This is a genomic window from Brevibacterium sp. LAARM3_SD1, from assembly GCF_057364765.1.
This window is the reverse complement of record NZ_JBNFOL010000003.1, coordinates 61,328-83,993: the sequence shown is the minus strand read 5'-3', so window position 1 is coordinate 83,993 and position 22,666 is coordinate 61,328. Positions and strand designations below refer to the sequence as shown.

Here is a 22,666-nt window from a genome sequence, read left to right as displayed (position 1 = left end):
ACCTTTCTTCGGCAATCGGAAGTGAGGGGCACCTCAGCGTGAGGTGTGCTTGTCACCGATGCCGGAGTGGCCGTCGGTGGGGTTGTCTTTGGAGCCGATGAGGTCATAGCCCATCTCGGCGAGTTTCTCGTCCTCGGAACCGGGTGGTGTCGTACCGTCGATGGGCCGGCCGGCAGTCTCGTTGAAGAAGTGGGTGCCGATGAGCCCGATGGAATCTGTCAGCCGCCCCAACGGCGTGATGACGATCATCATCACCGCAAGCAGGCCATGAGCATGGTGATCTGCTTCGAGTATCCGCGGAACAGTTCCCCGAAAGGCTTCTTCGCCATCTGAGAGCGGTTCGGGACCGGCGGTGCCCTGCGCGCCAGAACGAAGTCCTCTGCTGGAGGTGCCTCTCGTGCCCTGACGGCCGGCTTAAGGGCGGATTGCCCGTTCGTCGCTGCCATGCCCGGGCTTGAGGTCCCCCAGCTGAGAAGGCCGTAGGGGAGTGAAGCTTTGCCCGAACTCGGTCGCGATCACACGTGCAGTGAGGCAGACGTGATCGCTCCCGTCGTCGAGCATCGCGATGCGTTCGACGATGAGACGGTTGGGCAGGTCCGCGAGCAACGGCACCCCATCCTCGGTGACGGTGAAGTCAAGACCGGCGAACTTGTCCGTCTCCGATCCGGAGCGCGACCCGAAAAACCGGGCCAGCTCGCTGTCCGCGGTGGTGGGGAAATGGACGGCGAAACGCTCGGAACGCAGCGCCACCCGGTAGGTGTGGTTGGCTTTCGACAGCCAGAAGCAGTAGTGCTCCGGATCGATGCTCGCCGGGGAATGGAATCCGACTAAGCATCCGGCACGTTCGCCCTCCGCCGAGGTGGTGACGACGATGAGCGGGGAATCGACCGAGCCCATGAGGTCGTCGAGCCCGGAGGTGCTCATGATCGTCCCTCGTCTGCTGTCTTCGATTCGTAGCGGAGGAAGAGAGTGTCATCGGCGACCATCGTCGACTTCAGCGAGAACTGTGCGATGCCGGCTCCCGGCGGCGCGACGCTGACGGGCAGCGCATCGCCGCCCATCATTGGTGAGATCGACAGGCACAGCTCGTCGAGGCGGTCTGCGGCGACGAGCTCCCCGAGCCACCGGGGTCCGCCTTCGCACAGGACGACCCGGTAGCCGAGACCGGCAAGGGCCTGCAGAGCGGCGGCTGGTTCGACCCGCTCCTCACCGGCGATGATGACCGTGGCCGCCTGTTCGGCGGCCGCCAGCCGCACTGGATCGGCCTTGGCGCACGTGATGACGATGGTGCGTGCGTGTTCGGGTGCTTCGGCGAAGACCTGTGACGACCAGTCGAGGTCGAGACTGCGACTGACGATGGCTACCGGCGGCATCTCGGACTGTCCCCGTATTCGACGCTGGACTCGGGCGGACTCGTCCAGGTGCATCGGGGCATAGCCTTCATTGCGGATGGTCTGAGCACCGACCATGACGACATCGGCGATCTGCCGCATCCGTCGAAAGAGGTCCTGGTCGGGCTCTGTCGACAGCGCGCCGACGCGCCCGTGGATGGCAGCGGTTCCGTCGAGACCGGCGACCATGTGACCGGTCACCCAGCATTCGTGCCGCGGCTGGGAGCGGTTGACCTCGAGATAGGGTGTCAGCGGGTCCGGGATCGGGGTGCCGCGTTCGAGAGGCTCCATTCGTGCAGTCTACTCAACGTCGCGGGCACTCGCGGCGCTGAATTTCCGACCCTCTCCCGGATCCCGCTGACTGGCTATCGGTGCGGGGAACTCAGTCCGTCCAGGCGTCGTCGGTGAAGTAGCCGTCGATGAACCCGGGCAGGCGCTGTCCGTCCTTCGCGGTCTCGAGCGTGTACGGGGCGACATGGAAGCCGGCCTTGTCGAGTTCGCGCATCTTGTTCGTCGGCAGCTTCTTGCTCGGTCCCACCCATTCGATTCCGGCGTCCTTGATCTCGGCCGGTGATTCCTTCGGCATGGTCGAGCCCATGAGGTAGAGCGAGGTGTATCCGCGGTCGGCGATCGTCTTCGCCGCTTCGAAGTCGAAGGACTGGACGACGAGGGAGTCCTTGAGTCCGCGTTCGTCGAATTCGTCGAGAACCCGGTCGACCTCCTCGGGGGTGGCCCCGGGCTTGATCTCGGGAACCAGGACGACCTCGCCGCCCATTTCGTCGAGTAGTTCGTCGAGGGTGACGGTGGCGGCTTCCTCTCCGCCGACCGGGTGCTTGATCGTGGCCGAGTCCCATTCCTCACGGCTGAGTTCCCGGATGGGTCCGGTCACGCCGTTGAGGGTGCGGTCTGCGGTGTCGTCGTGGATGAGGACGGGGGTGCCGTCTTCGAGGAACTGGATGTCCATCTCGGGGAGGAATCCGTCCTTCGCCGAGGCGGTGAATCCTTCCATGGATTCTTCCGGGTAGACGTTGGCGCCGCCTCGGTGGGAGATCGTCGTCGGGAATTCGATGTCGGCGACCTTGTCAGGGGTGGTGAAATCGCTGGGGGAGCCGAGTCCCGGTGCTTCACCGGCGGATCCGAGCCCGGTGGCGGCCGCGGGCGCGAGGCCGGCACCGAAGGTGGCCGAAGCCGCGAGAACGGCAGTGGCGAGAATCGTGAACGGACGGGTGCGTGTGGATGTCTCTCTCTGTGTATTCACGTCCGCGACGCTACGAAGCGCAGGCGACCGTGCGGCAAAGGTGCTGTGAACGTCATCGGCAGAGTGGACGAACGGGTGGGAAATGAATGACCTCGCCGAGGCGGCCGCCCACTGCCGTCCGTCCGCGTGCCGTGGGCGTTCTGGTTCGCGGCCGCCTACCTCAGTCATCTGCCGGAGCAGAATCAGACCGTGCTCGTCGCGACCCTGGCGCTGTCATTAGCGGGGCTGTTCGCCCCTCTTGCCGTGGTCTTCGCTCTTGTCCGGCACCGGCCGGAGCTGCGAGCCGACATCGTCAATAGGCTGAAGTGGCCGAGTTCTGCACGGTGGCCGTTCCTTGTCGCGGCGGTGTTCCTGGTTCCTGTGACCCTGATGGCAGCTCAAGGGCTGTCTCTGTTCTTCGGCTACGACCCAGGTCAGTTCAGATTGCGGGGAGGGTTCACCTTCTCCACGGGGCTGATGCCGGTCTGGGTGACGCTCATCGGGGCCGCCGTCATCGAAGAGCTCGCCTGGCACAGCTATGGCACCGACACCTTGGTGAGGAAGATGCGGCTGTTCTCGGCGTCGATGCTCTTCACACTCATCTGGGCGCTGTGGCATGTGCCGCTGTCGTTCATCGACGGCTACTACCAGAACGAGGTCGTCGAATCAGGTGTACTGCAGACCTTGAACTTCCCGGTCTCGATGGTGGCGTTCGTGCTCGTGATGAACTGGCTGTATTTTCGGTGCGGACGCAGTATCCTCGTCCCGGTGATCTTCCACGCCTCGGCGAATATGTCCGCGGAGATCTTCATGACCGACCCAGACTCGAAGATCATTGAGACCGGCCTGATGCTCGTCCTCTCTGTGATCATCCTCGTCAGGGAACGCAGACTGTTCTTCGACCGGCCGGCCGCATAGTGAACGGCCCTGTGCAGCCGAATGCGCAAAGGTGCCTCGTGAAATGCATATCACCTATCAGTTGTGGTGTGTCGACGGTCGGGGCTGTCACGCTCGACTTATATTTCTGTAGTGAACAGCATCCCCAAAGCATCTCCGAGGCGCTCTCATCCCCACCGCTTCCCTCATCGTGGTCTCCTGCCCGAAGGCAATTACTTCACCCTGACCTGGACAATCGGCTATGACTACGGAGGCATGACCACGGTCGCGCTCGAGCGAAGCTCCGCTTTCGCTCGACTCGACAATCGGCACGTGGAGATTCTGACTCTGAGTCCGGAGATGAAAGGCCTTGACCGGGAGCGCGAGCTCCGTGAGGCCGGGGCCATCGATCGCAGGGTGAAGATCCGCAACCTGTGGCAGGACCTCACAACGTGGTCCGACCGGAAATTGCGGCGAATGATCGGCACGATCGAACCCGATCCATCAGCGGCTGATGATGTCCTGGATCGGACCGGTCAGGAATGGACTGAACTGAGGAAAGATTCCGAAGGAAGACTGCTCCAGGCTGACAGATACCATGATCGCGGGCATCTGTTTGTCATTGATCGTCAGGACATGAAGAAGGCCGGACGCCGAGGCGGTCGCCGGATCACGCTGTTCGACCGTGAGCAGAATGTGATCGCGCAATGGTCAACGGCGCGAGAGTTCTATCAGGCATGGCTCGACGTCGTCATCGGGGACAAGCCTGCATACCTCATCTGTGACTCGGCCTTCGTCGGCAATTTCATCCACGAGTATCGGCGCGACAATGTGGTTCTCTGCATGGTCAACCACAATCACTTTCTTGCCGATGCGGATGATGAGGCCACAGGGGCGTTGGCTGAAGAGAAATTCGGTTACCTCCGCCATCTTGACGCCTTCGATGTGACGACCACGCTCACCGATTCGCAGAGATACGCAATGGAGGGGCTGGATCTGTCAGCTGGAAAGCTCATGACGGTGTCGAACCTGACGGACGATCTGCATGGAGACCCCGACCGACCACGGCCTCGCCACAAAGGTTCCATGATTGCTCGCCTGTCGCCTCAGAAACGCGTGGAAGACGCGATCGCAGTCATTGCGGACGTCGCAGCCCATGATCAGCAGATAACACTCGACGTGTACGGGGACGGCGAAGACAGACCGATGCTCACCGAGCTCATCGAGAGCAAAGACGCAGTCGACCGCGTCAGACTGCACGGCCACGTGGATGGAGCGAAGTCGAACTTTCTCTCCAGCTCGTTCAGTCTCTTGACGAGTCGATTCGAAGGCCAAGGGCTGGTGGTGTTGGAAAGCATGTCGGCCGGGTGCATCCCCATCTGCTATGCGGTGGACTTCGGCCCCGCAGACATCATCGAACACGGGGTCAGCGGATTCCTCGTCGCACCTGGCGACGTCAAAGGACTGTCCGCTGCAATCTCGACATTCCTGTCGCTGTCAGAGGGCGAGGTTACGACGATGCGCCGAAACGCCGTCGCGCGGGCCGCGGACTTCTTTCACGATCCCATCGTCCGACGGTGGGGAGAGGTGCTGGCGGCACAGCCGTTCGCCCCAATCGTCCGTGCCGAGAACGCTCACGCAGAAATTCACACTGCTGAAGTCACTGCGAACGGAATTACCATCGCCCTGAGAGCGTCCGACCTTGGGGAAAACATACCCGAGCAGATGTTCGTCTCTTGGAAGTCGCGGACTGGAACCTTCTTCGGACGAGTCGAAGCCGACCGGAGCGGAGATCTGATCACGGCCGAGGTTCCACATACACGGATCGGTGCGATCGCCGACGGATATGTTGACTTCTCCCTCGACCTCGTCTTCGACCGAGGCTTCGAAAGAGTCCGTATAACCTGTGCCGAAGACTCAGCTTTCACGTCTTCAGATAAGCTGCATCTCTATTCGACCAAGTACGGAAACTTCAGCGGTCGCTTCATCCGAACCGGACTCACATCCACTTCTTGACGCGGAAGACGGCGTAGAGCACAACACCTAGTCCGAGCATGAGACCCAGCGCCATCGGGTAGCCGAACGCCCAGTGGAGTTCGGGCATATCGTCGAAGTTCATTCCGTAGATCGCTCCGACGAGGGTGGGGGCGAAGAGGATCGCGGCCCAGCCGGAGATCTTCTTCATGTCCTCGTTCTGTCGTTGGGCGACCAGCGTGGAATTGACGTTGAGGATCTGGGACAAGGCCTCGCGCAGTTCGCCGGCTTCGGCAAGAACTCTGGTGAGGTGATCTGTGACGTCGTCGAGGTAGGCGCGAAGGTCGTCAGGAATCGCGTACTTGGCGGCGCCGTTGCCGAGCGCCTGCGTCAGCCGATTGAGGTGGGTGGAGTTGTGAAGGACATCGATGACTTCTTGACTGAGGAGATAGATGCGCTCGGCAGCGGCAGTGTCCCCGCTGAAGACCTGTCTCTCGATCCCGTCCTTGTCGTCCTGCAGTCCATCGAGAACAGGGAAGTACCCGTCGACCACGGTGTCGAGCAGGCGGTACATGAGCGCTTCCGGTCCGAGCGTGAGAAGTTCGCGGTCTTTCGCCCAGCTGCGCTTCTCGTTCGTGAAGTACTCCTGGACTCCGCTGGTGTCCGCCGGAATCGGTGTTCCGTCGATGAAGCGGTCTCCCTGACAGATGATGACGAGCACATCATCCTTCATGAGAAGGTGGAACTCGTTGAACTCGACTTCCTCTTTCGCGTCGATGTAGACCGCTGATTTCAGAACGACGAAGAGGACATCGTCGTAGCGTTCGACCTTCGCCCGTTGATTCGCATGAAATAGGTCGTCGATGAGAACCGGATGGAGATCCCACGCAGAGGCGATCTCGTTGAGGAGCTCGGGAGTGGAGCGCGGAATAACCACCTGAGTGATCGACCCGGTCGTTTCTGTCGGTGTGCCCTCCGAAGTATGCGCGGCCAATGCGTCGCTGAAGGTCGACGCAGTTGTCAGCTCCTGGGGTTCGCTGTTGATGATCTGCCGGCTGAACAGCGTGGTCTCCCGAGCGACGTTGTCGTGGGGCGTGGTCGAAGGACGCTTCCGCAGAGACGACCGTTCGAACCGCTGCCGACTTTCAGGTGACATGTACTCCCTTTCGCAGAATCTCACCCAAAAATAGCCGATTGTCGATGAATGAGTCGATTGTCGATCGGGCATCCGTTCACCTGGAACGGAGGCGTATTCAGGGGGAGCACAGATAGGCATGCACAATAGTCTCCATGACCTTCCTACCGGCAGAATTGCCGCACACCGCAGTTCGTGGTGCCTCGTTCGCGCAGTCAGTGGCCAAGCTCGCCGCGCAGAGACTGCGTGAGCGTGTTCGTGAATCTCGGCTATCTGATGACTTCCATCCTCAGGACGACGACGCATTCGTTGCGGCAGCGTACTTTGCCGGGGACCTCAGCTCTGTCTACCAGCTCGAACAGTGGCTGTGGCCGTTCGAACAGCTCGAGTCCCGACTGAAAGACCTCGGCTTCGGGGACCGTCCCTTCGGCATCATCGTCCGGAATTCACTCGTCGCCAGACATCTCAAGGGCGTCACCTCGTTTCCTGTCCGCTTCTCACGCCTGACGAAGGGACTGGACGAGTTCATGCAGGCACCGAGTCTGCGGGCAGTGTTCTATGTCAACCAGGGGACAAGCAACTTTCAGGCCCTCCGCTATCCCGAACCGGCTCATGTGCACCTCAGCCACGGTGAGAGCGAGAAGATCTCGATGATCTCCAACCAGCTCAAGGGCTACGACTACGTATTCACCGCAGGTCAGGCGGCCCGAGAGCGAATCGAGCAGACTCTGTACGGCATGAGCGACGATCGCATGTTCGATGTGGGGCGGCCCCAGCTGGATCGTCCGCGATCGATCCCGCCCGAATGGAAAGAGTTCGAAGCCGAACACCCTGACGGCAAGGCGGTCTTCTACGCCCCGACGTGGGAGGGTGATTCCCCGTCAATGGCGTACGGCACCATCGCCTACAACGGAACACAGATCGTCACTTCGCTGCTGGAAGCCGGTTACCGAGTGATCTTCCGCCCGCACCCGCGCACCGGTGTGATGTGCCACGAATTCGAGAAGGCTGTCGAAGACGTGGCGGAGATCGTCGAATCCGATCCGCGGGGATTCCTCGACAAGAGTCCAGACGTGTCGTGGCAATTGGACGAGGCCGACCTCGCCGTGGTCGAGATGACGTCGGTCGCCTTCGACTGGCTTGCCTCCGGAAAACCCCTCGTGATGGTCAAGCCATACGGGCCAGACGCCGAAGTGCTCGAAGGAGGACTCCTCGATCGCTGCCCTGCCGTCGACTCGATGAGCGGGGAAAGTGTCGTCGACCTCATCGACGAAGCCATCTCGCGATGCGGCTTGGTCTCTGAACTGGCGCAGTTCTACTTAGGTGATACCGCGGCTGGTGAGCAGACCGCTCGCTTCATTCAGTCGAGCGAACGTGTGATCGGGATTCGGACGGACGAACGTCGCGTAAAGCGTGCTGAGTGACCCGTGTGACGTTTTCTAAACTTTAAGTAACAGAATGATAAACTAACGCGGAACTAAATCTGCGGCTCACGAGGTGAGCTTCGACCTCTGAACGGAATCAGCCATGAAACGAGTCATCACTTACGGAACATTCGACCTGCTCCATTACGGGCACATTCGACTGCTCCAACGGTGCAAAGAGCAGGGAGACTACCTGGTCGTCGCTCTGTCGAGCGATGAGTTCAACGCTGGCAAGGGAAAGAAGTCGTACTTCTCCTACGAAGAGCGCAAGCACATGCTCGAAGCCATCCGCTATGTCGACCTCGTCATTCCTGAAGACAATTGGGAGCAGAAGTCGACCGACGTCGAGAAATACCATATCGACACCTTTGTCATGGGCGACGATTGGGAAGGGGAGTTCGACTTCCTCAAGGACAAGTGCGAGGTCGTCTATCTGCCGCGCACTCCTGAGATCTCGACGACGCGGATCAAGAGCGAGCTGGGCAAGTCCTGACCGTGACGGCGCGGGCTTCGCGCTATCGTGACTGGACACCATCATGGATCTGAGAGGAACGGACGTGCCCGAAAAGTCTTCGGCGAACCATCCGACGCTGTCGGAGCTTCGGGCCAAGGCACAGCCTCCGGAAGTCCGCAGTCGGAAGAACGCCGAGCACTGGACGGCGCAGCTCTACCTTCGGCATATCTCGATCTATTTCACGATGCTTCTCGTGCGTACGAAGATCACCGCCAACGGAGTCACCGGCCTGATGATCCTGGCCGGTTGGTGCATCGCCTTCAGCCTGCTGATTCCGGGCATCTGGGGTGCGGTACTTGCCGTCTTCTTCTCCCAGGTGCAGATGTACATCGACTGCTGTGACGGTGAGGTCGCTCGGTGGCGAAGCACCAGCGGAGCAAAAGGCGTGTTCCTCGACAAGGTCGGCCACTACACCACCGAAGGTCTGGTCGCGGTCGCACTCGGACTGCGGGCAGTGGGGGAATGGAACAACCTCGTCGACGATCCCGCAGGCTCCTATCCGCTGCTGCTCGCAGGAACGATCCTGGCCAGCTTGGTGCTTCTCAACAAAGCTCTCAACGACATGGTTCATGTCTCCCGCGCGTTCAACGGACTCGACAAACTCGCGGATTCGAAAGAGGCGACAGCGCTCAACCCGGGAGTCGTTTCCTCGCTCAAACGAATCGCTCGGTTCGTGCCTTTCCACCGCATCTTCCACTCCGTTGAGATGTCTCTGATGGCATTGGCCTCGAGCATCGTCACCGCGATAGCCGTATCGGCGGGCGCCGAACCACTGTTCGGCGAACGGTGGCTCGTCATCATCATGGCTCCGCTGTGCCTGCTTTCGGTCATCGGACACTTCATGTCGATCATGGCATCAAGGAGGCTGTCATGAGCGAATCATCACGGATTCTTTCCCAGCGCTTCGAAGACAGCAAACGCTACACCTTCGGTGTTGTCGTGCTCAGTCAGGGCAAACGGCTGGACGATCTCAACCGAGGATTCGAGTCACTGCTGGCGCAGAAGGGCGTCGATCTCGACATCGTCTGTGTTGGTAATGGATGGGAGCCGGAAGGCATTCCGGACCAGGTCAAGAAGTTGGGACTGCCGGAGAACCTCGGAATCCCTGCCGGTCGCAATGCAGGCGTTCCTCACGTCGATGGCGAATTTCTGTTCTTCCTCGACGATGACGCGTGGCTGCCGGATGACACTTCGCTGATGCGGATGGCCCAGCTGATGCGCACAAAGCCGCAGATCGGACTGATCCAGCCGAGGGTCGAGGAGCCAGGTGGGCCGGATGCGCCGAAACGGTGGATTCCCAGACTGAAGAAGGGAAGTGCCGACCACTCATCGAACGTGTTCTCAGTGTGGGAAGGCGCAGTCTGCATGCAGCGTCGAGCCTTCGACGAATGCGGGGGATGGCCGGCGCCATTCTGGTATGCACACGAGGGCATCGAACTCGCTTGGAGGGTTTGGGACGCTGGCTACATCGTCTGGTATATGGGCGACCTCGCCGTCGCCCACCCGGTGATCGATCCGAGGCGCCACGACGAATACTTCTACATGAACGCGAGGAATCGAGTCTGGTTGGCGCGGCGCAATCTGCCGTGGCCCTTCAGCTGGGCATACGTGGGCTCCTGGACGTTGATGCAATTCATCAAGTGGGCCAACAAGCCGCATCAGCTCAAAGCCTGGATGGAAGGGTGGCGCGCCGGATGGCGCCTCGACCCATGGGGTCAAGATGAAGACCGGCAGAAGCTGTCAAGAAGAGGTGTGCTTCGAATGTCTCGGCATGGCAGGCCGCCGATCGTGTAACTTCACGCCGCCAAGGCGAACGGTGCGCGTCATAGCAGCAGGAACCAGACCGGGGGAGTCCCCCGGAGAGCATACTGTCTGCCGCGTACGACCGGAACGAGTAATGACAGGGACCGCAGTCGGGTCCGAACCAACCGACTGAGAAACTGAGTGGAGCCGATTGATGCAGTCGACAGCCCCCGTCGCTGAAAACTCCCCACAGAGGTCGAGCGCGCCCAAACCCTCGGGATTCCGTTCCGATATCCAAGGGCTGCGCGCTCTGGCCGTGGGAATCGTTCTGCTCTATCACCTGTGGCCCGATCGATTCGTCGGCGGGTTCGTCGGTGTCGACGTATTCTTCGTCATCTCCGGGTTCCTGATCACCAGCCACCTCATCAAGTCCCCTCCACGGAGTTGGGGCGATGTGGCAAAGTTCTGGGCACGACGGGTCCGGCGGCTGCTTCCAGCATCGCTGCTCGTCCTCTTCCTCGTCGGCATCGCAACCTTCTTGGTTGCTCCACAATCGATCTGGGCCGATACCGGACGCCAGATCCTCTCCGCAGGGCTCTACGTCGTCAACTGGGACTTCGCCGTATCCAGCGTCGACTATCTGGCTGCGGACAATGCTCCGTCGCCGGTCCAACATTTCTGGTCGCTGTCCGTCGAAGAACAGTTCTATTTCGTCTGGCCGATGATCATCGGTTTGGCGTTCTTCGTAGGGACCAAGTTCGGCCGGTCCAAGAGGATCGTCGGTTTCACCGTCCTCGGAATCTTTCTTGCTTCGCTCGTCTTCTCTATCTGGTACACGGCTGCCGAACCGGCGATGGCCTACTTCATCACCCCGACCAGGATGTGGGAACTGGCCGCGGGCGGGCTGGTTGCCGTCTTCGTTCTCTACGTTCGACCAAAGCGCCTCCCGTTCAGCTCTCTGCTCGGCTGGATAGGCCTCGCCGGAATTGTGGCAGCCACCTTCCTCATCCGCGCAGACATGCCGTTTCCCGGCTCCATCGCGCTGGTTCCGGTGGGGTCAACGGCGCTTGTCATCCTTGCCGATTCCCGGGGCCGGGCATCAGTGCTTCCGCTGCTGTCGCTGCGGCCGATCCGGTTCCTCGGAGATATCTCGTACTCCGTCTATCTCTGGCATTGGCCCCTCATTGTTCTTGTGCCTTACCTCTCAGCCAAGCTCGGACGCTCGGAGAGCCTCGGCGTCCTGGACAATATCGCCATCATCTTGGCCTCGATCATTGCCGCATGGGCTTCGACGACCTGGGTAGAGAACCGATTCCGCAGATCTTCGTTCTTCAGCAGTTCGAAGAAGACCTTCGCGTTTGCGGCACTTGCCATGGCGTTGGTCGCTGCACTCGGTTTCAGCCAGATGGTCGTCGCCAACACTATTGTCGAAGAGAACGAGGACAAGCTGCAGGCCCAGCTGGACGACCCCGAATCCTGTCTCGGCGCGGGGATTCTTCTTCCCAGCGCCAAGGACAATCCCAACTGCGAAGACAAGGACTCGCTGCAGATGGAACCCGCTGCGGCGAAAAAGGACAAGTCCAAGGCCTATGCTGATGGCTGTTGGGCCAGCGCACCGTATGCGAGCAAACCGGAATGCACGTATGGAGACGGGTCGAAGCATGTCGCACTCGTCGGAAATTCGCATGCCGGTCATTGGCTGCCGACGCTCGAGCGCTTGGCCGACGAGCATGATCTGACGATCACGACGTTCCTCGCCTCGAATTGCAGCATTTCGACCTTGCCCCAGGACCTGTCGACGCCGGACGAAACCAAGGGGTGCCAGGGCTACGCGGACTGGGTCTCGAAGAGAACGACCGAAGGCGGCTTCGATGCAGTGATCACGTCGGAGCGGCAATCTACGCCGCTGGAAGGCATGGATTGGGAAGAAACCGAGAAGAAGGCACCTGAAGGGCATCGTGAGATCCTGCAGCGCTGGGTTGATGCTAATTTGGACGTCGTGGTCATTCGGGACACCCCATACCCGGGCGGGGCCGATGTCACCGTGCCGGATTGTGTTGCCAAACATGAAGACGACCTCGAGCAGTGCTCCGGTACTCCTGAGTCATGGCACTGGATGGATCCCCTTGCCGCCTCGGCGAGGACAATTGATTCGAAGAATCTGTCGGTCATCTACCCCCAGGACTGGTTCTGTCCGGACGGACGATGCGAGCCGGTCATCGGCGGAGTCATCACCTACTTCGATACCGCTCATATCACCGCGACCTATGCGCAGACTCTTGCCCCGCAATTCGATGCAAGCCTCCGCAAGACAGGACTCGGCACATTCGACTGAGAACTGCTGCCGCTACGGTTCATCGAACTGACAGTGAAGTCGGATAGCGTGTGCCTGATTGCCCCTGACCGCCGACCGTAACCACCGACCGATCACCGAAACTTCTGCAAAGGACTGAACGAGTGACCACTGGACGAAACGCCGCAGACCGGTACTTCAGCAAGGGACGAGAACTGGTGAAACCAGTCGTCCACGGAATCGCACGACGTGCCCTGCCCGTGGTGGAACGAGCATCCGGGACGAAGTACGTGCGTGAACGAGCCGCTGGAGGGACAGGGGCCGGGAAGTCTGCCGGTTCCTCGAAGAAGATCGCAACGGACACCGCTCGCGCGTACCGCAAACTTGCCTCAGGGCTCAGAGGCAAGACAGCCGAAGATACTGACGGATGGACGGTTGCACCCTCGACTCGAGAAGTCGACGCTAAAGCACGCCAGTTGGCGCGTGTCAAGGCTCACGCGACACTTTCGGAGGCACTTGCACACGGATCAGCTCTTGGGGAATCGGTGGTCGACGCGGCGCGGATTCTCGTCGCAGAAGGCAACTTGGCTGAGGCGGTGTCCATCGGTCTCAACCTCCGCAGCGGTGCGTCGACTGAGGAAGCCGGCAGGGTGATTCTCGGAATGGCTTATCAGCGGTCATCGGACCCGGAGGTGGCGTGGGCTGAGTTTGCAAAGATCAATGACCGCGACATCATCGTCTCGGCAGCCGAAGAATACTTCCCTACTGCGATCGACACCCTCGGGCAGGAAGCCCTGCCACTCCTGGATCGCTCGAATGAAGCAGGCGAAACCGACCGATGGAGCGACAAAGCAGTGCTGCGCACCGCTGAGTCGGCCTTCTGCATCGGAGCCTTCGACCATGTGCGCACCCTCATCGAGTCACGTCTCGGAAGGTCGTCGGATCAGGTGGATTCGTCAGTGCGCTACGAGCTCAACCGCATGCTCGATTGGCTTCCGGGCGGAAAGCACCTCGAGCCTCTCCCGACCACAGCCGGCACACGCAACTTCGGTGTGCTCAGTTACGACCAGCCGGGGATCCGCTCCCGCAACATCGGTGACTATATCCAGACGATCGCGTCGATCGGCCATCTTCTGCGGTACGAGAATCTCAGTTTCACGGGCGATCAGGGGCTCACCGAGCTCTTCAAGAAGCTCCGCAAGTCGGTCAAAGACGAACGAAAGTACGCAGGATCTGAGGCTGAACTCAACCTCGTTGAGGTCTACAGAGACGGCAACGTCTATCAGGATATTCCGGAAGACACTTGGTACATCGCCTTCGGCTGGTACATGCATGACATCTTCGGCAAGTCATTCAATATTCCGTTCCACCCGAACCTGCGTCCCATTCTGCTCTCCGTCTTCGTCCGCTACCCGGAGATGCTCACCCCCGATGCCATCGCCTACCTGAAGAAGTACGGCCCGGTGGGATGCCGTGACTGGCAGTCGGTCGCCGTGCTCAGAGCAGTCGGCGTTCCGGCATTCTTCTCCGGGTGCCTCACGACGACGGTCGACACCCTGTTCCCAGCACCGTCGGCCGACCGCCGGTCCGGCACGGTGCGAATCGATTGGACCAAGGGCGGAAAAGGGCCGAAGAAGAAGCAGACCGTCACAGCGATCCGTGACAAGTCGTTCCCGGAGAACTTGGAACTGGCCCGCAACTGGGTCGCCGACTACGCCTACAAGTACAAGCGAGTTCTGACCTCGCGACTGCACGCGAACCTGCCCGCACGGTCTGTGGGTGCCGAGGTCGAATTCGAACCGAAGAACAAATCGGATTCACGTTTCGGCGGGCTGATCGGCATCGACGAAGCCGAGTTCGACGCGATTCGGGACGGGATCTTGGACAAACTTTCCGTGCTGATTCCACTCATCGCGACAGGAGCTTCGGAAAGCGAGATCTACTCGAAGTGGGCAGAGATCACCGCGGACGACATGGTCGCTGCCGATGAATATCTGGCTTCGGCTGCGCTTCCCCTCGGAGACAGTGCTGCGATCGATGCGGCAGTGAGCAAGGTGGACAAGGCAACTCCAGAAGCACAGGTCACAGATGTCTTCATGACTGTCGAGAAGGGTGAAGAGTCACTGGTCGCACCGGTAATCAGGTCCATCGATGCCCACGCCTCCGGCCGGTATCGAATCTGGCTGCCTTCCGGCGCAGTGAGTTCTGAGGGCGCTGAGGAGATCCAGGCACAGCTCTCGCACGGGACGGTCCGGAGCTTGGGGGCTGTCTCCTTTGGCGACCTCGCCACAGATTCTGACCTGGTGCAGGCTCTGCTTCCGGTACTGTTCCCTGATCATGAACGCCTCGTCGTTGTTCCCGCAGCCGGTGAGTTCTCTGCCGACATCGTCGAGCTCTCGAAGGCCGAAATCGGCAGTGCACTGCTCGCCGCGAAACATGATGTGCGGAAGAACCGCTCCAGCGGTCTCACTCTGATGAGGAGGATCGCGAGTTCATTCGGCAACGATCATGTCGGAGCGCTCAACTTCGTCTTCGCAAGTCATGCCGGCCTCACCGAGGACTTTGTTCCCTTCGACCCTCAGACTGCGGTCCTCAGCCTGAGCGAAATGCGCAGCGAAGGCCTCGTGAATAAGGTCATCGGACTGATGCAGGACCTCAAGCTCAATTATGTTGACGCAATGCAGACGATCGTCGGTGGAAGGTACTCCGAAATCGGCGACGAGTGGAACGTCCGCGCCAAGTGGGAGACCTCGGACAGCCCCAAGATCGTCAACTGGCGGCGCCAGACACGCTACTACGGTCGCATGACGCTGACACGTTGATCAGCGCGCCGAGACTGCCGCACGACCAGAGCTGAGAAGGATACCATCAGTGAGTTTTATGGCTCGACGAACGCATGACGTCAACGACAACAGTCAGGTCCAGAACGAGCCCGACCACCAGCTCGGGACCGATGAAGTGCACGTCTACAATGTCCTGTGGGGGATCCCCGAATCGATGGGTGGAATGACGACCGCGGCCCTCCGACGGATTCGGAGCTTTCAGAATTTCGGGAGGCCGCTGTCGCAGACTATTCTGACGTTCAGCCCTCGAATGGACACAGAGGAGATTCGAGATCGGTTGGTCTCGTCGGGGCGGATGCGTGATGACGTCGAGCTAATGAACATCTGGTCGGACCTGCGGTGCAGGACCGACCAGGAACTTGCGCAGCTCGAAGGTGAACAGTCGCAGAGTCCGATTCCGGACGTCGATGGTGAAATCGAGAACATCACCGCCTTCTTTGACGTAGTCCGACATGCGCGCAGCGGCAAGATCATTCGCCGCAACTATTACAGGGAAGATGGGAGCCTGCTGGTTGCGGACATCCGGGATCCGAAACTGGGCAGCAGGTTCATCCTCTGTGCTCCGAATGGAGCACCGATCGCGGAATGGCGACGTCCGCGAGATTTCTACAACGCCTGGGCCAAGGCAGTAGTGAACAAGGAACCCGCTGTCGTCATCGTCGATGACAAGAAGGTGAGCGAGTTCATCCACGAGATCTCGAATCGGAATTTCGCGCTCGTTCTGTTCCTCCACGGAACTCACCTACGTCATCCGTGGAACGGCAACCACGGCCAGGTGTTGCCTCGCAGAGTCGATACTGTGCGCAACTTTGACCGCTTCGACGTGGTCGGTGTGCAGACACGTCAGCAGGCGGATGCCGTCCGAGCACTCGGATTCACTGAAGACAGCATCAGGCTTCTGACAGGAGAGCTGCCGGCAGGGTCGGTGCTGACCGAGGCTCCGCAGGAACGGTCAGTGGGTAAGGCCGTGATGATCGCCAATCTCATTGACCTCAAGCGCGTGGACCATCCGATTAGGGCAGTGGCGAAACTGCGTGACCGTGGTGTCGACGTCTCTCTGACGGTCCTGGGAGAGGGGCCGGCACGGCCCAAACTGGAAAAGCTCATCGATGCCCTTGACGTTCGTGATCGAGTGGAGCTGCCCGGCTATGTCAATGATGTCTCAGACAGGTTGACAGCGGCTTCCTTCTCCATGCTCACGAGCACCAGTGAAGGCCTGCCGTTGTCGATGATGGAATCGATGGGTGCTGGTTGCATCCCGATCGTCTATGACATCACATATGGCCCGCGCGACCTGATCGAGCAGGGCCACAACGGCTTCATCACGCCGAGGAATGATATCGACGCCCTCGGAGATCAGATCGAGGAATTCCTCTCGTTGAGCGCGGATACCGTTGCGGAAATGCGCAATTCTGCCATGGATACGGTCGAACGCTATCTGCCGGAGACCGGATACCGGCGCTGGCAGACAGTCATCGAGGAATTGCCTGCGGCTGCGCACTTGGTCGATGACCGTATCGACACGTCAGGTTTCCCCGTCGCGGTGAAGAGAGCCTCGTGCGAAGCGATCTCTGGAGGTTGCAGAATTGAGCTCGAATTCGCGCATCTCCACCGACAGGTCCTCGAAAGCCTGGAGATGGTCGTTGCCGCGCGCGATATCAACACGTTCTTCGTCTGCGGAAGCACTTCGGTGTCTACCCGGCGGATGGGGCGGCGGCAGGTGGTGACATTCGATGTGGACTTTGAGAATTTCTCTGAATCGATCGGTGAGACGTTTGACGTCTATCTGCGGAGGCCCCGCGATCTATGGACGTCGAAGCGGAGGATCCGGCTCCCGAGAAGGCACACTGCGATGCAGTCGGGGGAGTGGGAGTGGTACTCCACGAAGCAAGGGAACTTCTCGGTACGCCCACTGAAAGCAACGTAGGAAGACCGCCCGGAGGTGGGACATCACCGATTGGTGGCTCTGTCCCAACTTCAACTGCTATTCGCCGTCGGACTCGTCCTCGGACTCGGCGTTGATGCTGTCATCTGAATGGAAATGCTCCAGATCGACTGAACGAGCGGAGATCAGCTTCGACACCGCTTCGGTGAAGAGTGCTGTCGACGTCCCCTTTCCTCCGTCACCGAAGTAGTGTCGACGTAGATCGAGACGAGCGTCTGCTGCCGAATCCTCGGACAGCATCGCCCGGAACATCTGATTCAAGCTGTCGACGGTCGATGTGTCGATGATCGGCGTTGCACGACTGATCGGTGCTTCGGCATTGAGCCGAGCGGTGTCATTACGGCGATCTGTCAGCGCAAGCGGCTTTTCGGGGTGCAGGTAGAGAAAGTCGAGCCCGACACTGGAGATATCAGTGATGAGCAGGTCGACCGCATCGAACATCGCGAGAATATCGCCCTGCATGAGCACCTGATGTTGCATGGACTCGTCTGAGATCGATTCATTGGCCGTCTCGAGGAGGTCGAGGATCCGAGTATTCGCTTCAGCCATCGCAGGATCCTTGGACGTCTCCACTCGGGGATGCGGTTTGTAGATCACTCGGGCGTTGGGAATCTGCAATGCTGCTTCGACGATCTGGGGACCGAAGAGATCGACCGAAGTGTAGTTGTTGGAATCATTCTCACCCTCCCACGTCGGCGCATACATGATGGTTCGCGCATCGGACGGTTCCAGTTCCACAGGTCGCTCGATGTCGAGCTGTGGTCGTCCGACCTTGACGAGAGCGGATTCGTTGAAATCGATGAGTGCTCTGCGGTGTCGTTCGATCGCAGCATCGCCGGCGACGAACACTTTGTCATAGGATTTGGCCTGGTTCGAAACCATGCTCAGTTTGTCCGACTCGCCGTGGTTGACGTGTACGTGCACCATCGGTGCGAAGGCCAGCGACTGGAAGTTCGTCATCCCGTTGTTGACGTAGAGCGCCAACTTGAAGTCGTTGGCATGATAGAAGGTGTGCAGTGGGTCGAATTTGCGTTTGAACACCACGGGAAGGTTCGTGGTCTCAATTGTCCGAAGCAGAGCGGAGCCCTTTCGCATCACCAAGACGACACGGTGCTTCTTATGCAGCTCTTCAAGGACAGGGATCCACTGCTCGAGCTGGTAGAACTTCGAGCTCCGATCACCGAAATAGACGACCACCTCAGCCTTGACGTAGCTGCCGTCGAATTCGTCCTCGAGACGGTTCCACCGTTCGGTGCCCCTGATCCATTTGCTGGTGGTTTTCCATGCGGAAGAGCGCACTGCCCACAAGGCCGACTTCCGGATCAGGTTTTTCACGATGTCCCTTTCGATGTGAGGCAGCCTCACCTTTGGAATGCAATGCGGTCCATGTCCAATGGTAAAGGCTAACCAGACGCGCGCCAGCGCGTCATCTGTGAGGTAGATCAATCGGCGCGGCCAGACCGGCGGGGCGCCGGCAAGCTGCCTGTTGTTACGTTATCGGGAGACCCCGACCCGGTGCAGGATCAACAACTCGCCATGGGCGGCTCAAGGCCAAGGAAACCGTGTGACGCGATGTTAAAATGTGCGTGAACTCCAGACAAACTGGCTTCTGACAGTTGAGCGGAATCAGGTGCTGCGATGCGGTGCGCTCAGAGATACCGGCTCCGATCGTCAAAATTGACCGTAGAGGGAATTGTTGTAATTGGGAAATAACGCTGACCAGGTGACGACGCGTATTCGCGACTTTGTTAACTCTGAGGGAAACCTTCGTCGAGCCGTTTACGACAGGCTTCCAGTCAACGCGAGAGCACTAGTCCGGCGGGCCATTCAAAAGGATCCGCTGTTTCCTAAGCAACCGAAGACTATTTCGGTGATCGTGCCCGTTTACAACGTCGAAGAGTACTTGCACGAGTGCTTGCGGTCGATAGTTAACCAGACGTACACGAACTTGGAAATCATCGTTGTCAATGACGGATCGACAGATCGGTCGGTCTCGATCGCCGAGGAATTTAGCAAGTCGGACCGACGGGTCACTGTCATCACGCAGCCAAACGCTGGCCTTGGTGCAGCTCGCAATACTGGAATGGATGCCGCCAGCGGCGATTTCATCGTATTCTCGGACTCCGATGACATCGTGCCACCGGACGCCTATAAGACGATGGTCGAGACTCTCCTGCAGTCAGGCTCCGACTTCGTCGTCGGGGCCTACTGGCGGATGACCGACCTCCGGCAGTACGTACCACGCTGGGTGAAGGACGCGCACGCGGAACCCATCATCGGCGCAACCAGCAACGATTTCCTTTTGGGACTTGCCAACGTCTTCGCTTGGAACAAGATGTTCAGGACGGAGTTCATTGAGCGAATCGATCTGAGATTCCCTGAAGGCATACGCTACGAGGATCAGTACCCGATTACTCGAGCTTATTTGCTGGCTAGGGCCTTCGACGTCATACCGGACAAAGTTTACAAATGGCGAATTCGGTTCGACGGAAGCTCCATTACCCAAAACAAGGGCTCCTACGACGACGTAGCCGACCGTGCCGAGGTCGTAACTTCGGTGTACGAATTCGTGAATGAGAACGCTGACAGCCGATTCCGCGAGTACTGGATAGCCAAGGTCCTGGGAATGGATCTCATCCCGTACATTTCCGAGTCACTGCATGCTGATGACGACTATCGGGATCGTATCCACTATCTGATCGGACTTCTCGAGCCTCACGTCACGGAAGACGTCCGGGCCAAGATCAAAGTCCGAGCTCGCTGCGCTTTGTACGCTTTTAAGAACGGCACCCCAGCCGAACTCGGACACGTCATGCTGACCAACAACGAGATCGGTGCACATCTTCCGACCCGCGTGGACGACGACGGACAAGTATATTTCGTTCCGCAGTATCCGGAAGAGGTGAGTTTGCAGTTCCCGGACGAGCTCTTGCGTCTGAGCCGGGATGAACTGACCGTTGAGCATGCCGTAAATAGAGTGCTGTGGCAGGATCGGAATCTCGTCATCGACGGGTGGGTATTCTTCCGGAACGTGAATCTGGACGAAGTGCCCAACCCGACGATTCGGCTTTATCTCGAATCGGACATCAACAGTCGCCGCCTGGATTTGTCTGTCGAGCCAGGTGCGGATTTCGTTTCGAGATATGCGAAGTCAAAGTGGCCGAATTATGACAGCGCAGCTTTCCGGGCAGTGGTTCCGGTGGAAAAAATTCTTCAGACGGCGACAGGTGAGGACACACTGCGCCTATACATTTCCATTGACCAGCTGGGAATGAGTGAGACTTTCCTCGCGACCAAGGCCGTGTCCAACGGGTCAGCCGGTAGGTTGGAAGCTCTGACAACCGACGACGGAGTCATCATCACCCCGTCTATGCGCAAGAACTCCGAACTCAAGTTCTCAATCACACGGGCAGCCACCTACGTCGAGGATATTGTTTCGCGCAGTGAGGCGATTGATATCTCAGCTCGGACACGTGCGGGAACGCCAGCGACACTGACGACGGTGAATCTCGGACGATTCTCAAAGAGCCGAGAGTTGCCGAAGGCGCGGCGCGCCCGCCGAACTCAACTTGCCGTCAAAGCACTACCGGCTAAGATTGGCGCTCTTCAAAAGAATGCCGAACTTCGTCTGCAAAGTGGAACCACGAGCACTCGTCTGTTTACCAGTGAATCAGCGCTCCCCGCGGATCTGGTATCAATCGACGGAGTCGGTGTGCGACGAAATCGTCGGTCGACTCTGGAAGTGGTGCGGAAAGGCCCGCTTGCGTATGCGGACTCAGTGACAATGGACGGTCTGTCTCTTCGCCTTAAGGGCAATATTTTCGATTCAAGTAGCGAGACTGTAGAGATGTCGTTGACTTCTAATCGTGCGACAGTCAAAGCCGACGAGGTGGTAGTGAAGGATGGGAAGTTCTCTGCCACATTCACTTTGCAGATCAACGAATTCGGTCGGTCTCGTAATCTCCCGTATGGCGGTTACCTGCTGAATGTGAGCCAAGGACGACGATCCTCCAACTTGCTGCCCGGAAGGAGCCTAGGTGGCTCTCTCCCCGCCGAAAGTGCTGGAAATGACTTCCGTTTGAGGCTGACGAAGACTCGCCGAGGTGCTTTGTGGCTGTCGTTCGGCTTTGCCTCAACCGACGATGAGACAGGTTCTTTGAACCAAGCACGCTTGCAGAGATGGCATCGCGAAGGTGATTTCGACGTTATGGCCAATTCTGTATTCTTCCAGTCATATTTGGGTGAGCAAGCTACGGATTCGGCACTGGAAATTCACAACGAGCTGCGCAGAAGGCGGCCAGAGCTGAAGCTCTATTGGGGAGTGAACGACCCATCAGTTTCGTTGCCCGAAGGGGCGATCCCAGTCGTGATGTACACCACTGAGTGGTTTGAAATTCTGTCTCGTGCCGAATACCTGGTGAACAATATCTACTTCTTCTCCTGGTTCACCAAGAGGCCGTACCAAACCTATGTTCAGACTTGGCACGGGACCCCGCTGAAGAAGATCGGCCACTCATACTGGGAGGACAGGAACCGCGAGCCTGTTTGGATCGAGCGGATGGACAGGCAGGCTGCGCAGTGGGACTACCTTGTCTCGCCGAACGCGTTCTGTACTACGAAGTTCGCGGAGGAGTTCAACTACGACGGAGAGATCCTGGAGACGGGGTATCCGAGAAACGACGTCCTATCGTCGGCCGATGATTCCAGGCAAAATGACATTCGTGCGCTCCTCGGAATACCGGACGCAAAGAAGGTGATTCTGTACGCCCCAACCTGGCGTGACAGCCAATCCGCCAAAGCGTGGGTTGCCAACATGGTCAGTTTCATCGATCTTCAGGTACTCTCAGGTGATTTGGGTGACGAGTACGTGATACTGGTTCGCGGCCACGGACACAACGCGCGTGCCGGTTCAACGGCAATCAGCAAGGGCAACGTCATCGACGTAACCTACTATCCGGAGGTTAACGACCTGTATATCGCGGCGGATGTTGCGATCACCGACTATTCGTCCGTGATGTTTGATTTCGCCGTGACTCAGAAACCCATGCTCTTTTTCGTTCCCGACCTCGAAGAGTACGCGGAGGGTGTGCGCGGATTCTACCTGGACTACACGGCTACAGTGCCGGGACCGATTGTGCGCAATGCCGATGATGTGGCTGGAGAAATCCGCAGGCTTTCCTCTGACGATTGGACGCCCACAGATCGGTACCTGACGTTCGTCCAAGAGTTCTGCAGACTTGAAGATGGATCAGCGGCCGGCCGTGTTGTCGACCGGGTGTGGGGCAGCTGAG

At 59.1% G+C, this 22,666-nt stretch carries 16 protein-coding genes; 10 read left to right on the top strand and 6 right to left on the bottom strand.

The window, feature by feature from the left end; genetic code table 11:
• Nucleotides 1–33 precede the first annotated feature (33 nt).
• The 4 genes from AC2W7L_RS02320 to AC2W7L_RS02305 form a co-directional block, all read right to left on the bottom strand.
• The gene (locus tag AC2W7L_RS02320; RefSeq protein WP_486003100.1) at nt 34–252 is read right to left on the bottom strand and encodes a hypothetical protein; all 219 of its coding nucleotides are present in this window, start codon (nt 250–252) and stop codon (nt 34–36) included.
• Nucleotides 253–414: 162 nt separating this feature from the next.
• A complete protein-coding gene (locus AC2W7L_RS02315) occupies nt 415–924 on the bottom strand; it encodes a flavin reductase family protein (RefSeq protein ID WP_486003099.1) in 510 nt (169 codons plus the stop codon).
• Entirely contained in the window at nt 921–1,682 is a 762-nt protein-coding gene (locus AC2W7L_RS02310) for a dihydrofolate reductase family protein (RefSeq protein ID WP_486003098.1), read from the bottom strand. Before AC2W7L_RS02310 ends, AC2W7L_RS02315 begins: the two co-directional genes overlap by 4 nt.
• Nucleotides 1,683–1,773: 91 nt before the next feature.
• The gene (locus tag AC2W7L_RS02305; RefSeq protein ID WP_486003097.1) at nt 1,774–2,649 is read right to left on the bottom strand and encodes a glycerophosphodiester phosphodiesterase; all 876 of its coding nucleotides are present in this window, start codon (nt 2,647–2,649) and stop codon (nt 1,774–1,776) included.
• A gap of 126 nt (nt 2,650–2,775) precedes the next feature.
• On the opposite strand from AC2W7L_RS02305, the gene AC2W7L_RS02300 reads away from it, so the two are divergent.
• Complete coding sequence (locus AC2W7L_RS02300) at nt 2,776–3,546, top strand: CPBP family glutamic-type intramembrane protease (RefSeq protein WP_486003096.1); 771 nt, start codon at nt 2,776–2,778, stop codon at nt 3,544–3,546.
• A gap of 594 nt (nt 3,547–4,140) precedes the next feature.
• On the top strand, nt 4,141–5,520 hold the full coding sequence (locus tag AC2W7L_RS02295; RefSeq protein ID WP_486003095.1) for a glycosyltransferase: 1,380 nt from the start codon (nt 4,141–4,143) through the stop codon (nt 5,518–5,520).
• Here AC2W7L_RS02295 and AC2W7L_RS02290 read toward each other — a convergent pair.
• On the bottom strand, nt 5,504–6,634 hold the full coding sequence (locus AC2W7L_RS02290; protein WP_486003094.1) for a magnesium and cobalt transport protein CorA: 1,131 nt from the start codon (nt 6,632–6,634) through the stop codon (nt 5,504–5,506). The two genes, AC2W7L_RS02295 and AC2W7L_RS02290, sit on opposite strands and share 17 nt — an antisense overlap.
• Before the next feature lie 134 nt (nt 6,635–6,768).
• Here AC2W7L_RS02290 and AC2W7L_RS02285 point away from each other — a divergent pair, with 134 nt between their 5' ends.
• The 7 genes from AC2W7L_RS02285 to AC2W7L_RS02255 all read left to right on the top strand — a co-directional run bounded on the left by AC2W7L_RS02285 (nt 6,769) and on the right by AC2W7L_RS02255 (nt 17,357).
• Nucleotides 6,769–8,037, top strand: coding sequence for a CDP-glycerol glycerophosphotransferase family protein (locus AC2W7L_RS02285; RefSeq protein WP_486003093.1), 1,269 nt, complete (start codon nt 6,769–6,771; stop codon nt 8,035–8,037).
• 103 nt (nt 8,038–8,140) lie between these two features.
• Complete coding sequence (tagD, locus tag AC2W7L_RS02280) at nt 8,141–8,530, top strand: glycerol-3-phosphate cytidylyltransferase (protein WP_039206950.1); 390 nt, start codon at nt 8,141–8,143, stop codon at nt 8,528–8,530.
• A 64-nt stretch (nt 8,531–8,594) separates the two neighbouring features.
• The gene (locus AC2W7L_RS02275) at nt 8,595–9,425 is read left to right on the top strand and encodes a CDP-alcohol phosphatidyltransferase family protein (protein ID WP_486003092.1); all 831 of its coding nucleotides are present in this window, start codon (nt 8,595–8,597) and stop codon (nt 9,423–9,425) included.
• Nucleotides 9,422–10,345 (top strand): glycosyltransferase family 2 protein, encoded by a 924-nt coding sequence (locus AC2W7L_RS02270; protein WP_262778371.1) that lies wholly within the window; start codon nt 9,422–9,424, stop codon nt 10,343–10,345. The genes AC2W7L_RS02275 and AC2W7L_RS02270 overlap by 4 nt, the downstream gene beginning before the upstream one ends.
• 163 nt (nt 10,346–10,508) lie before the next feature.
• Entirely contained in the window at nt 10,509–12,629 is a 2,121-nt protein-coding gene (locus AC2W7L_RS02265; protein ID WP_486003091.1) for an acyltransferase family protein, read from the top strand.
• A 503-nt stretch (nt 12,630–13,132) separates the two neighbouring features.
• Nucleotides 13,133–15,409, top strand: coding sequence for a glycosyltransferase family protein (locus AC2W7L_RS02260; RefSeq protein WP_486003090.1), 2,277 nt, complete (start codon nt 13,133–13,135; stop codon nt 15,407–15,409).
• Nucleotides 15,410–15,467: 58 nt separating this feature from the next.
• Nucleotides 15,468–17,357, top strand: coding sequence for a glycosyltransferase (locus tag AC2W7L_RS02255; RefSeq protein ID WP_486003191.1), 1,890 nt, complete (start codon nt 15,468–15,470; stop codon nt 17,355–17,357).
• A 57-nt stretch (nt 17,358–17,414) separates the two neighbouring features.
• Here the strand turns inward: AC2W7L_RS02255 and AC2W7L_RS02250 are convergent, their stop codons facing one another.
• Complete coding sequence (locus AC2W7L_RS02250) at nt 17,415–18,821, bottom strand: CDP-glycerol glycerophosphotransferase family protein (protein WP_486003089.1); 1,407 nt, start codon at nt 18,819–18,821, stop codon at nt 17,415–17,417.
• A 277-nt stretch (nt 18,822–19,098) separates the two neighbouring features.
• Here AC2W7L_RS02250 and AC2W7L_RS02245 point away from each other — a divergent pair, with 277 nt between their 5' ends.
• A complete protein-coding gene (locus AC2W7L_RS02245; protein WP_486003088.1) occupies nt 19,099–22,665 on the top strand; it encodes a bifunctional glycosyltransferase/CDP-glycerol:glycerophosphate glycerophosphotransferase in 3,567 nt (1,188 codons plus the stop codon).
• Nucleotide 22,666: the final 1 nt, after the last annotated feature.